Source organism: Oceanobacillus polygoni (assembly GCF_008304605.1).
GTDB lineage: Bacteria > Bacillota > Bacilli > Bacillales > Amphibacillaceae > Oceanobacillus > Oceanobacillus polygoni.
In genome coordinates, this window is sequence record NZ_PIJY01000004.1 from 151,711 (window position 1) to 164,276 (window position 12,566).

Annotated in this window: 10 protein-coding genes; 3 read left to right on the forward strand and 7 right to left on the reverse strand. The window is 38.3% G+C overall.

Going from position 1 to position 12,566, the window contains the following annotated elements:
* Nucleotides 1-108: 108 nt before the first annotated feature.
* The 4 genes from aldA to F1560_RS02130 form a co-directional block, all read right to left on the reverse strand.
* Nucleotides 109-1,560, reverse strand: coding sequence for an aldehyde dehydrogenase (gene aldA, locus F1560_RS02115; RefSeq protein ID WP_149473014.1), 1,452 nt, complete (start codon nucleotides 1,558-1,560; stop codon nucleotides 109-111).
* A gap of 618 nt (nucleotides 1,561-2,178) precedes the next feature.
* Nucleotides 2,179-2,445 (reverse strand): hypothetical protein, encoded by a 267-nt coding sequence (locus tag F1560_RS02120; protein ID WP_149473015.1) that lies wholly within the window; start codon nucleotides 2,443-2,445, stop codon nucleotides 2,179-2,181.
* 270 nt (nucleotides 2,446-2,715) lie between these two features.
* Nucleotides 2,716-4,431: a GMC family oxidoreductase gene (locus tag F1560_RS02125; protein ID WP_149473016.1), complete on the reverse strand. Its 1,716-nt coding sequence runs from the start codon at nucleotides 4,429-4,431 to the stop codon at nucleotides 2,716-2,718.
* 21 nt (nucleotides 4,432-4,452) lie between these two features.
* Nucleotides 4,453-5,235, reverse strand: coding sequence for a gluconate 2-dehydrogenase subunit 3 family protein (locus F1560_RS02130; protein ID WP_149473017.1), 783 nt, complete (start codon nucleotides 5,233-5,235; stop codon nucleotides 4,453-4,455).
* A 551-nt stretch (nucleotides 5,236-5,786) separates the two neighbouring features.
* Here F1560_RS02130 and F1560_RS02135 point away from each other — a divergent pair.
* Nucleotides 5,787-6,536: a GntR family transcriptional regulator gene (locus tag F1560_RS02135; protein ID WP_149473018.1), complete on the forward strand. Its 750-nt coding sequence runs from the start codon at nucleotides 5,787-5,789 to the stop codon at nucleotides 6,534-6,536.
* A gap of 36 nt (nucleotides 6,537-6,572) precedes the next feature.
* Here the strand turns inward: F1560_RS02135 and F1560_RS02140 are convergent, their stop codons facing one another.
* Nucleotides 6,573-8,213 (reverse strand): SLC13 family permease, encoded by a 1,641-nt coding sequence (locus tag F1560_RS02140; protein WP_149473019.1) that lies wholly within the window; start codon nucleotides 8,211-8,213, stop codon nucleotides 6,573-6,575.
* A gap of 263 nt (nucleotides 8,214-8,476) precedes the next feature.
* Here F1560_RS02140 and F1560_RS02145 point away from each other — a divergent pair, with 263 nt between their 5' ends.
* Complete coding sequence (locus F1560_RS02145; protein ID WP_210095909.1) at nucleotides 8,477-9,571, forward strand: tartrate dehydrogenase; 1,095 nt, start codon at nucleotides 8,477-8,479, stop codon at nucleotides 9,569-9,571.
* A 120-nt stretch (nucleotides 9,572-9,691) separates the two neighbouring features.
* On the opposite strand, the gene F1560_RS02150 is transcribed toward F1560_RS02145, so the two are convergent.
* Nucleotides 9,692-10,567 carry a metallophosphoesterase gene (locus F1560_RS02150; RefSeq protein ID WP_149473021.1) on the reverse strand — a complete coding sequence of 292 codons (876 nt, stop codon included), beginning with the start codon at nucleotides 10,565-10,567 and terminating at the stop codon, nucleotides 9,692-9,694.
* Between the two features lie 111 nt (nucleotides 10,568-10,678).
* Nucleotides 10,679-11,236 (reverse strand): YkoP family protein, encoded by a 558-nt coding sequence (locus F1560_RS02155; RefSeq protein ID WP_149473022.1) that lies wholly within the window; start codon nucleotides 11,234-11,236, stop codon nucleotides 10,679-10,681.
* 181 nt (nucleotides 11,237-11,417) lie between these two features.
* Here F1560_RS02155 and F1560_RS02160 point away from each other — a divergent pair, with 181 nt between their 5' ends.
* Nucleotides 11,418-12,518, forward strand: coding sequence for an MGDG synthase family glycosyltransferase (locus F1560_RS02160; RefSeq protein WP_187773603.1), 1,101 nt, complete (start codon nucleotides 11,418-11,420; stop codon nucleotides 12,516-12,518).
* Nucleotides 12,519-12,566: the final 48 nt, after the last annotated feature.

Consider the following 12,566-nt stretch of genomic DNA (forward strand, 5'->3'; position numbering starts at 1 on the left):
TAGTCTCTCCTTTATATGATATCTGTTTAGAATGTTCCCGCTCACCAGTTTGTAAAACATGATGAGATACTAAAAGCAGGACAGAAAAAAACTGCCCCGCTCGTATTTTTACTGTTTATCTTTGTTATACTGCATGTAAACAACATGGGTGACAAGGAAATCTTCAATACCATGTTTCCCGTCTGTTCCGCCCAGACCGGATTTCCTCATTCCCGCATGATAGCCCTGGACGGCTTCAAAATTTTCACGGTTGACATACGTCTCGCCAAATTTCAGCTCATTGATCACACGCATTGCTTCATTCATATCTTCCGTATAGACGGAAGAAGAAAGACCATAAACCGTATCATTTCCTTTTTCGATCGCTTCATCGAGCGTTTTAAAGGTATCAATCGGGATGACAGGTCCGAAAATTTCCTCCTGCATGATGTCTGATTCATGTGTCACATTCGTTAAGATTGTCGGCTGATAAAAATAGCCCTTGTCTTGATTTGCACGCTCACCGCCAATGATTACTTTAGCACCGTTCTCTTTTGCTTTTTGCACCATATCATCCACCGTTTCGAGACGGTCACTGCTAATTAGCGGACCAATATCGGCTTCTTTGTTTTGCCGTGGATTACCAATTATTTGGCTTTCAAACTTTTCTTTCAGCTTATCTATAAAGGAATCTGCAATATCTTCCTGAACATAAATGCGTTCTGCGTTCGTACAGGCCTGTCCATTGTTGGCAAGTCGTGATATGGTAATGTTTTGAGTAGCTAAATCCAGATCTGCATGTTTCGTAACGATAGCAGGTGCTTTGCCACCTAATTCCAGGTTTACTTTAGTAATATTAGATGCAGCAGCTTCCATTACTTTTGTACCCGCAGGAATGCTGCCGGTCATCGATACCATGGCAACTTTTTCATGGCTTGCCAATGCATTCCCAACCTCTGAACCAGTTCCAGTTACAACATTGTACACGCCTTTAGGAATTTCTTTCATATTATCAACAATCTTCGTAAATTCCATTGTTGTATTCGGTGTTTTCTGGCTTGGCTTTAGGACAAGCGTACAGCCAGTGACAAGCGCTGAAGCAACTTTTCTGGCAAGAATGAATACCGGGAAATTCCACGGTACAATGCCAGCAACAACACCAATCGGTTTCTTGTAAATATAGATATTCTCATTTGGACGGTCGCTCGGAACAATGTCGCCCTCTATCCTGCGCGCCCATTCGGACATATAATGAAAATAGTCAATCGCCAAATCCACTTCTCCCTGAGCAAGTTCGTAATTTTTACCTTGTTCCTCCTGAAGCAAGTCAATGAATGTTTCCCGCTTTTCTTGAATGGCGTCTCCTAATTTACGAACAATCTTCCCGCGCTCAATGTTTGGGGTCATCTCCCAGTCTTTTTGGGCATTAAAAGCTGCTTGGACAGCTCTATCAACATCTTCATCCGTCCCTCTAGGAACTTGAGAGATCATCTCTTCTGTAGCAGGATTGATAATATCCAGCCATTCGTTCCCTGTAGAGTCTGTATACTTACCTTCCATATAAAGTTGATGTTTCTTCATCATAACGAGCCTCCTTGCAATTTCAATAGTGTTCCACTTATTAATGGATATTCCACTTATTTTTTGCAGTTAAACTAGTGTAGCTTTTTCACCGCAGCAAAAGACCAGCTTATGCTTTAGATCGAAAAGGAAACACAAGGAAACTCGTTGATCAAAACCAGTATTAATGCTTTCACATTATCGTCTAAGATAAAATAAAATAGGATTTACTTCAGTGGATTAGAACTTGATATTCGCCAAGCTCACAGAGCAAATGCCTTAATTGCACTTATACAGATAGGAATTTTTATATTTTTTTATCCATAAATAAAGAAGAAGACAATACGCCCTGCCTCCTTCTATCAACTATTAGATTGGTTGGTTGTGTTTCGTAAAATAGTAACTAAACTGCGCTGCTGGATGACGTTCATTGACTTGATCACTTCCAAATAATCTAACGAGCTGTTCAATAACATGGATCTTTTTCGAAATCTAATTTTATTCTTCTAGCTTTTTCCGTCGTCTTTGAATGCTTTTCACTACAAAATAATAAAATACAAATGAAGTTATTTTTAACCTATCCAATTGATATCTTCTATTTAAATTTCTCATGTTTTCCAAGGGTCTACCCCAAAAGCTCTACTCTGCCCCTCTGCCTTTATCGAATTCTAGATTACCTCCCTTTTCTAACTCTTGATCTGTTTGATTAGGATTTTCATCATGTATAAAGGATTTATTTTCTTGATTTTCCTCATCCTCTAGGTTCGCGTCATTTTCATAACGGGTTGGGTTATCCTTTACATCATCCTGCTGCTCATTCGAATCGTTATTATCAACGTTACATGCTGATAATAAACTTAACGAAAACAAACTAGCAAAAATTAAAACTTTCCAATTGATTTTCATCATATGTATCACCTTACTTTTCACTTTTTTAGTTAACATTAATATGTCCCTAAAAAGACAATCATAGTCCTGACTCAATCATACATTTTTTGGTGAAATCGTTGTTCAAAAAGGAAAACACCCGCTCCACAATAGAAGGCAGGTATTTTATATCTCTTTATACAATAGACAGGAATACTCCACCTAAAAGAATTCTATCATACAAAGATTAAGTTAGATTAACTAAGCTAACAATCAGCAGGGATGAAAGAAACCACGGATTAAAGACACTTAAACAAGAGAACCGCCTTGCTTAAGGTACTTTTCAATTCCTTCTGCAGCTCTATAAGATAAAGCACCTAATGTACCAGTTGGATTGAAACAACTGTTATGCGGAAATGCTGAAGCCCCAACTACAAATACATTTTCAGCATCCCACATCTGTTGATAAGAATTAATTGCTGACGTTTCAGGTTCAGCACCCATGATGACGCCTCCAGTATTATGTGTGTTCGTATCGACGTTTACATTGAAGGGCGCTTGTTCACCAACTGTATCTATATGATCTGGGCCCATTTCTTCAGCAATCGATCTTGTAACTTTAGCCATATACTTTACTAACGCATTGTCTTGTTCTGTATAATCATACGTTATACGCAATAATGGCATGCCGTACGCATCTTTATAAGTAGGATCCAAATCAATATAATTTTGTCGGTGAGGCATACTTGCACCTTGTGATTTGACCTGGAGGATGCTGTTTGTGTACGTAATTGATTGTTCCTTAAATTCTTTTCCCCACGAAGGCGTTCCAATTGGCACGTTATTATTGGCAATTGGCCGGTTCCCGTATTGTGTAGAGCGGATTCCTGCTCCGTGAATAAAGTTCTCATTCGTATGGTCGAAATTATCACCTGTGAATTCAGGAATTTCAATCCCCAACGCCCCAGCTCCAGCATATAGATTAAATTCTCTATCATTATAAAATAAAGTAGAGTACCCGGAGCTTACTTGGTAACAATAATTTTTACCAATAACACCTGTTCCATTAGCTGGATCATACGGTTTACCAAGTCTAGAATTAAGCAGTAGTCTGGCATTATTGAATACATAACTTGCGACGACTACTACTTCTGCAGGTTGTTCAAATTCCTCCCCAGTAAGTGTATCCACATAAATAACACCTGTAGCTTTCGTCCCATCATTTAAAATTCGTGTTACGTTAGCATGTGTACGTAGATCAAGGTTACCCGTTCCTTGTGCAACAGGCAGAACAGTAACAACTGGGTCCGCTTTTGCGCCGTACTCACAACCAAAGTTTTCGCAGTACGCACAGTATTGACAAGCTGCACGTGAAACACCATCTGGGTTTTCGTAATTCTCCGATAAATTCCCAGAAGGGATCATATAAGGTTTGTAACCAAGTTTTTTGGTTGCCTTTTCAAATTCCTCTAATACGGGTGTTTTTAACATTGGTTTGGTTGGATAAGGATTTGAACGATGACCATATAATTCAACTGTCTCCCCAGAAATACCGGACATTTTTTCAAAGGTATCGTAATATGGTTCTAACTCGTCATATGTAATACCCCAATCCTGAAGTGGATATTCGGCTTTGATTTTATTTTTCCCGTATCTTTTTTCCGTCATCGTTTTAATTTCAAAATCATATGGAAGAAAACGATATGTTTGCCCATTCCAATGACTACCTGCACCTCCAAGACCATCACCAACAATAAACGTCCCATATTGACGCATTGGAAGTGCTCTCATCTTGTTGTTATTACGATGCGTAACGGTTTCTTTGGATAAGTCTTGCATTAATTCTTCTCGATGCTGGAAGCGGAGTTCGTCATGGACCATAAGATAATCACTCATCTTCCTTTCTTTCCCTCGCTCGAGTCCGACGACTTTGATTCCAGCCTTTGTTAGTTCGGAGGCAATAATCCCCCCAGCCCAACCCATTCCAACGACAACTACAGGTTCTATAGGTAATTTTGTAGCCATGTTTCTCAACCCTTTCTATTCTTATGAATGTCCCATATGACTCTGGAGGCTGTTTGGCTCCAGTTCAACAAAATCCTTTTTTTGGATTTCATTTACATAACCCATTCTTGTACCAGGATACTTTCGCATTTCCCACCCTAGCATCTCTTTATTGCCACCATACATCGGATCTGCATAAACACCCTCTAACGTTAACTGTCTGAGCAATTTAAAAAACTCCGCTGTAGAAACACCTGAAATCGAACCTGCTTCACCTTTCTCAAAAGCAACTAAAACTTCGTCTTGCTCTCCTGCTTCTAAGTCTATAAACTGTCTTTCGTAATTTTCATTGCTGTAATTATCCAGCCTTTTCAAGCCTAAGCGGAATAAATCTTGGCGTAACAGTTTGATTTGTTCCCCTTGTGTTGGTTCAGGGTTATAAAATGGACCTAGCCGATAATCTCTCGCATTTACTCCCCATTGACTAGCAAGTTGATGATCTATATAGATCGCAGCATTCAATTCCATAGCACCAGGACCATTCTCGTCCTCCGGAAAAATACGTTCCACAGCTACATTTGTAGTTTGATATTCTTCTGGGTTAAAAAACATTAAGGCAACATTTGGGTTAGCAACTTCAGCGACCGGCGGTGGTGGTGCTTGTTCTGTTTGCACGTCCCCACCCTTTAAATTTCCAAGTAAGCCACCAAATGTCGCACCAATTGCAATCCCACCAAATGTTAATCCTGAACTCTTTAAAAAGGCACGTCTTGTACTAGTTGTATTTGCTTGTTCTGTTATTTGATTGTTCTCGTTGTCCGTCATCATAATCCCTCCTAATGTATTAAAGAATAAATAAATCCAACATTTAGAGCTACACCATATTCTGCTCTAAGATTGATAGTCTTTATGGCAAGTGCTCTTCATGATACAGATTAAGAAAATTTCTTTCTTATCTGTACACAACGTCAGTGTGGATGTGTTTTATACTTTTTTCATAATTATGTCCAATACACGATGTGAATAAACTTGGATGCTATACCAGGAGATGTATATATTCATAACACTTTCTAACATAGGCTTAAATGCATGGTCACCGCTTCAAGAGATGAGATTTAATTTCCGAAAGATATACACGATTTCCGTTCTAAAAAATAGGGGGACGGGCAGATGAGCTTCCGTGTGCAATTCAATTTTTTAGATTAATGAAGATGCTAAAATCAGTTGCTGATCCGTCCAATGATCTATTAGCATATAACTTCTAGCAAATATTCAAGTTCGTTAACATTAGAACATTCAAAAAAGATGGTATACAATAATAAAAAAGCAACCCATAGCAATAGCATAAAATTTCACTAGACTAGGGGGCAGTAAAGATGAAAAATGGAGATACGAATACAACACATGCCACACAAAATAGCATTCAAGAATTACGTGGGTTTATCAATCGGCTAGAGTCTTTACAGGAGTATCGATTACCTCAGCGAGCATACCATATTATACGATTGGCTATTCGCGATTTGGTTTTACCTCCCGGAAAAACCTTATTAGAACGAGAAATGAGCGAAGTATTAGAAATGAGCAGAACTCCTGTCCGAGAGGCTTTAGTACGTTTGGAGACGGAGAGGGTTGTACGATTGATTCCGAGACGTGGTTTTATCGTCGAACCAATTGTCCAGGAAGATTTAAAGGAAATTTATCAAATTATAGAAAATTTAGATGGACTTGCTATCGAAATAGCTACAAACAAGGCTAGAGACGAGGAAATCAATCAACTCGAAGCAATTATTGAAAAGCAAGAAGAAGCATTGGAAAACAAAGACTTAAAAAAATGGGCTGTATTGGATGAGCGTTTTCACTCGATGATTATTGAGCTTGCGGAAAATAAACGGCTCAGCTCCGTTATTGAAATTCATTCCGATCAAACCTATCGAGCCCGACTATTTACGATTAATGATCGTCCATTTCCGCTCCGTTCCATTAAAGAACATCAAGCAATCATTGCGTGTATGCGAGCCAAAGATGAAAATGCCGCTCGCATCATGATGCAGTCCCACCGGAAACGGGCACAAAAGGAAATTTTAGCAGGTATTGAAAAGATAAATAGCAATACAAAACAAGACTAGCATCCTGTAAACATGTTGGATACTAGTCTATTTTCATTACATTAAATGCCCGAAAATGATTGGAACATAGTAATAAACAACAATGACCGTGAACGTAATCGAGAATAAGTTTAACCATACACCTGTTTTTGCCATATCTGCCATTCTTACATAGCCCGTACCAAATACAATCGCATTTGGTGGCGCGGCGACCGGAAACATGTAAGCAAACGTCGCCCCCATATTGGCAGCTACCATCAAAACAATTGGATCTGTACCAAGCGATGCAGCAGCGACAGCGACAATCGGATACACCATTGTAGCTGTTGCCGTGTTTGATGTAAACTCTGTCAAGGTTGTAATCAGGGTTACAATCAACGCAATGGTAAAGAATAGCGGAACATGTTCAAAGTTGGTTAATTGCCCACCAATCCACTGATCTAAACCAGAGTTCATAATTCCAGCAGCTAATGCCAGTCCCCCACCGAATAGCCACAAAATTCCCCATGGAAGTTTAAGCGCTGTATTCCAATCCATGATGTTACCTTCTTTATTTTTAGCAGGTATTAAGAATAGGATTACACCTGCGAGTAAGGCGATTAACGTATCGTCTAAACCAGGTACGAATTTATTCAGAAAGAAGCTCCGCGTAATCCATGCCACAGCAGTTAATATAAAAACGGTGAGAACTACTTTTTCTTCGTAGCTCATTTTCCCTAACCCTTGTAGATCTTTCTTAATGATTTCTCTTCCACCAGGTATCTCTTTTACTTTTAGTGGAAAGGCAACTTTAGTAAGGTATAGCCAGACAAGCGGAATGATGATTACAACCATTGGTACTCCAAATAACAACCAGCGAGCAAAAGTTATTTCTACCCCATACAAACGAGAAACAGTCCCCGCCAAGATAATATTCGCTGGCGCTCCAATCAGCGATCCAAATCCGCCAATTGTTGCCGAATAAGCTGTCCCAAGCATTAAGGCTGTTCCAAATGGGAACTTCCCTGGCGCCGTATCTATACTCGTATTATTTTTCAAGGAATCTGAAACATGCTTTGTAACCGCCAGACTAATAGGTACCATCATGAGTGTAGTCGCAGTATTAGATATCCACATTGAAAGGAACCCTGTCGCAATCATAAAGCCGAGAATAATGGTACTCGGATTTGTTCCCACAAACGAAATAATCGAAAGCGCAACACGTCTATGTAAATTCCATTTTTCCATAGAAAGCGCTATCATAAAGCTGCCCGCGAAAAGAAATATGAGCGAGTCTCCATAAGATGCAGATACTTCTCCCGTCTCCATCACACCTGTCATCGGAAACAGTAGTAATGGCAATAGGGAAGTAATTGGTATCGGGACAGCTTCTGTTACCCACCATGTTGCAACCCAAGCGATGGATGCGAGCACCGTAATTGCCTCATTCGGCATTTCAGCAGGAGATACACAAATCTTAATAACAATAAATAAGAATGGACCTATAAACAAGCCGATTAATTGCGGCTTCGAATAATGGGATGGTCTTTTTTGCTTTTCAACCTCCACGTTAAGCTTTTCATTTTCCAATGGTTCTGCAGTACTTTGCATCTTTGAAAATGTTGCAGGTGAAAATATACGAATTGCCGAAGTCAACATTGCTTTAATCTGATCATTCCATACCCACATCAGTGCCCAAAATTCTTTTACAATTGTCATATTCAACCTCCCACTTTTTTGTTACCGCTTTTAATCAGTGCCGACGTTTTATTCAGAAAATTCTTTAATGAGATTTTACATCAATGAATACATTAAAGTCAACAGGTTTTATTATTTATTTCCAAAATTAGCTTAAATCGGTATTAAACCATTTATAATTTTATTGAACAATAACACACTTGACAATAACGTATACATTAATTTAGTATTTGTGTTAACAATATTTTAAATTCTATGTATTTTTAAAGGAGGAGCTTCACGTGATTAAAACAAGAAACTACCGGATTGCTGTTATTCCAGGAGACGGGATTGGGATAGAAGTCGTTGATGCGGGTCTACACGTACTTGATTATTTAGCTAACGAATCAAATGGTGATTTCACTTTTGAAACCGATTTCTTCCCGTGGGGTTGTGAATATTATTTAGAGAACGGAAAGATGATGGATGAAGATGGTGTTGAAAAGTTAAGTGATTATGATGCTATATATTTTGGAGCTGTCGGATTTCCAGGAGTTCCCGATCACGTCAGTCTTTGGGGCTTACGTTTAGCTATCTGCCAAGGATTAGACCAATGGGCTAATATACGTCCCGTTGAATTTTTGCCTGGTGTACCAAGAAGACTGAATCATCCTGATGTCGATAACTTAAATTGGATTTTAGTACGAGAAAATTCAGAAGGAGAGTATTCGGGTGTTGGTGGAAGGAACTTTTCAGGAAGAGAAGGAAGTAATGAAGTTGCCGTCCAATCGGCACTCTTTACAGAAAAGGGATGTGAGCGAATCATTCGATTTGCCTTTGACCTTGCCAGAACGCGCAAACGCAAAAAAGTTACAAGTGTAACGAAAAGCAATGCGCAACAATATGGAATGGTTCTATGGGATGAGGTATTTGCACGTGTTAGCAAAGAATACCCTGATGTCGAGACCGACCAGTGGCTTGTAGATGCAATGGCAGCTCAATTTGTCTTACATCCGGAGGAATTAGAAGTCGTTGTCGCCTCCAATCTATTTGCTGATATTTTATCAGACTTAGGAAGCGCTCTTGCAGGTAGTCTGGGAATAGCAGCAAGCGCTAACCTAAATCCCGTAAAGCGTACGCCGAGTATGTTTGAATCGGTTCATGGTTCCGCTCCAGACATTGCCGGTAAAGGAATCGCAAATCCAATCGGAACAATTGGCAGCGCTGCTTTAATGCTAGATCACCTGGGACTTTCAGAGGAAGCAAGCCGTATTAATCAGGCGATTGAAGAAACAACTCGCCAAGGGATCTTAACAAGGGATTTAGGTGGAACGCATAATACTGCTGAAATTACAGATGCCATTATTAAGAATTTAAGTAAGCGTAAACTTGAGGTATGAACGAGAAGCTGTAGTTAAATATAATATTGTTCACACGGGGCGAGGAATCGCTCTCTATAGAAGAAATAATCCCCAACCATGCGTTGGGGATTATTTGGTGTGAACGTTGGACCTAAACCGTTATCCAACTTGTAATATTCTTTCCATCTCTCCCCCAGCATTCTCCTGCTTAGATTGATGCAAATGCAAATGGTGGAAAGTAATTTCAGGGCGACTCCCAACACGAATATTTACCCCAGTTTGACCGAGCCCCTCACTTATATAAAAAGGTCGACCATTGTGATGCTGCAAACCTTTTATCATGTTCATCCGAACTAATTTCCCCATTTTTAATAAATGGTATGGCTTCGGCCAGCAAATTTGTCCACCATGAAAATGGCCAGATAATAAATAATCAAAATGGTCATCCATTGCTAACACGATATTCGGATCATGAGTTAACACTAAATTTTTTCCTTTTTTCAATCCCTTGTAAGCCTTTGTTATATCACTTCGGTTCGTACTAAAATCATCTATTCCAATAATATTTACCGTTGTTCCATTAACATCTATGGTTTCATTTTCGTTTTGCATCGTTTTAATTCCATAATCCATCAATAGTTCGTTTAACTGAACAAAGCTAGCATCTCTCAGTACATAATCATGATTGCCAAAAACAGCGTAGGTACCATATTCGGGATTTAGTTTCTTTAAAACCTCTAAATACGGGACAAGTCGTGGGATGCTTCGTTTTCGATCTAGAAAATCTCCTGTCAACGCAATAAGGTCAATCGGATGATTTTTTAATTGTTTATACAATTGTTCTGGTGTGATCGATATATTTTCGAGATGCATATCGGAAAGGTGCAAGATGCGGAATGATGAATTATCAGGGTTTACGGAAGAATCTTTATCTATATCAACATGATTAATAACAATGTCATGTGTGTTTTTATAGCCTCTATAAAAATAATAAGATAGCGGTAATATCAGAATGGCCATCATCAGAAATATCATTTAATCTCCTCCTACTATCTAGTATAAAGGAGTAGAGTCCATTTTTTTAGTTGTAATATATGGATACGCTTAAAGTATAAAAATAAAAAGCTCGCTCAACACGAGTAACCTTCATTTTTTATACTTTTTAAATAACCCATCCATGGACATGAATAAGTAAACAGGATCCGGTATTCTTTTTCCTTTAGGGGAGGACAATTTATAAATTGGAAAGAAAGAAATTCTTTTGAACGCTCTATAATATGGACTTTGAATGGTATGTACTTCAAAGCCTAATCGCTTGCATCCCTTATGCATGCTTGTTATACCAATTAATCCCTTGATTCGATTTGCGTACACATTTGCTTGTATATACTGAATAACGGATGGAAGTGATTCTTGCACATGCTTATACGTAATAAATGCCCTTTTGATGTCACTATCGTACTTCTGTAACTGACGTAATAGCTTAACATTATGCAAGTGGATTTTCAAAAGGAAGTCGTTTTTATTGATAACCGTTCCATCCGCTAACGTTACTTTTTCCCCTTTATACCTTGTAATGCGCACTCTAATAATCGTCTTTTCACCAAAGGTATTTTTAATAAAACGTAACCGTGTAAATTGAAAATAAATTGGGTCAATCAAATTCCAAAGGAAAAGACAATTTTGTTTTATATTTATACTCATTCCAGTGCTCCTTATCGATTATCTAGTACATGTATATTTTGGATAAAAGCCAAGGTCCTATTACTGGTAATTAAAGGTTTATGGAATGAAATTACTGGTAATTAAAGGTTTATGGAATGAAATTACTGCTACTTCACAAAATAATTACGAAAGATGCGTATTCAAAAAGGAGGAGATTTTGTTGAACCGAATTTTATTCATGCCTCTACTGCAAATCCCTTCAGGACATCATCATGTCGCTGAATGTATAACCGAACAATTGAAGGAAGCTTCTGATTGCATACAATGTGAAAAGGTTGAACTTTTGTCTTATTGCTACGGCAAGGCAGAGTCTCTCGTATCCTCCACATATTTACAATGGATTCATACGTTCCCTCATTTGTACAGCCGAATCTATAAATCTGCAGCAGTTCAACAAGCTAAAAGCAACAAACGATTTCTCACCTATGAAAAGTTATTCTTAAAAAAAATGCTCTATTTACTACATCAGAAAAAGCCTGATATCGTTGTTTGCACGCATGCTCTTCCTTCTTATTTGGTGAATCAATTAAAAAGCATGGGACTATGGAAGGGCACGGTAATTAATGTATACACCGATTATTTTATTAACGATCTTTGGGGAATACAACATATCGACTATCACTTTGTTCCAAGTTTTCATATAAAGCAAGAATTACGAAGCAAAGGAGTGGAATCAAATCTAATTTTTGTAACTGGAATCCCTGTCCATCCAATCTTTAAAGAACCGAGACATCGTTTAAAGGAGCAAGTAAATTATTCCATTTTAATTAGCGGTGGAAATATGGGGGCCGGCTCTATTATGAAAGTACTTCATCAATTAAATCCATTAGGAAAAGTTGTCTATCGTGTGTTATGCGGAAAAAACAAAAAGTTATATGAATCCGTTGTTCGACTCAAACACCCATGTATCCATGCAATCCCCTACATAAGTTCTAAACAGGATATGAATCAGCTTTATAATGAAGCTGACGCAATTATTTCAAAGCCTGGCGGAGTAACGATTACAGAATGTCTATGGAAAGGACTACCAGTCTTTGTCTATGATGCGTTACCAGGTCAAGAAGAATTTAATTTGCATTATTTAAAACAACAAGGGTTAATTTATCATTTAGAAGAATGGAAAACTGTAACTAGTTTAGAGAAAACCATTATTAACACCATAAACCAAAACCTCACTACATTTCTTATAAAAACAGATGCGTTTCAAAAGAGCATCGAAAAACAGGGTATACCAAGTATCATACAAAATCTGTTACATTAACAATGTCCCTTTTATTCAGTCACCTCAACTCTCCCAAAATGTCTATGA

Excerpts from the sequence above, each read along its gene's own strand:
- aldA (WP_149473014.1), bottom strand. The coding sequence starts at position 1,560 with ATGAAGAAACATCAACTTTATATGGAAGGTAAGTATACAGACTCTACA.
- F1560_RS02120 (WP_149473015.1), bottom strand. The coding sequence starts at position 2,445 with ATGAAAATCAATTGGAAAGTTTTAATTTTTGCTAGTTTGTTTTCGTTA.
- F1560_RS02125 (WP_149473016.1), bottom strand. The coding sequence starts at position 4,431 with ATGGCTACAAAATTACCTATAGAACCTGTAGTTGTCGTTGGAATGGGT.
- F1560_RS02130 (WP_149473017.1), bottom strand. The coding sequence starts at position 5,235 with ATGACGGACAACGAGAACAATCAAATAACAGAACAAGCAAATACAACT.
- F1560_RS02135 (WP_149473018.1), top strand. The coding sequence starts at position 5,787 with ATGAAAAATGGAGATACGAATACAACACATGCCACACAAAATAGCATT.
- F1560_RS02140 (WP_149473019.1), bottom strand. The coding sequence starts at position 8,213 with ATGACAATTGTAAAAGAATTTTGGGCACTGATGTGGGTATGGAATGAT.
- F1560_RS02150 (WP_149473021.1), bottom strand. The coding sequence starts at position 10,567 with ATGATATTTCTGATGATGGCCATTCTGATATTACCGCTATCTTATTAT.
- F1560_RS02155 (WP_149473022.1), bottom strand. The coding sequence starts at position 11,236 with ATGAGTATAAATATAAAACAAAATTGTCTTTTCCTTTGGAATTTGATT.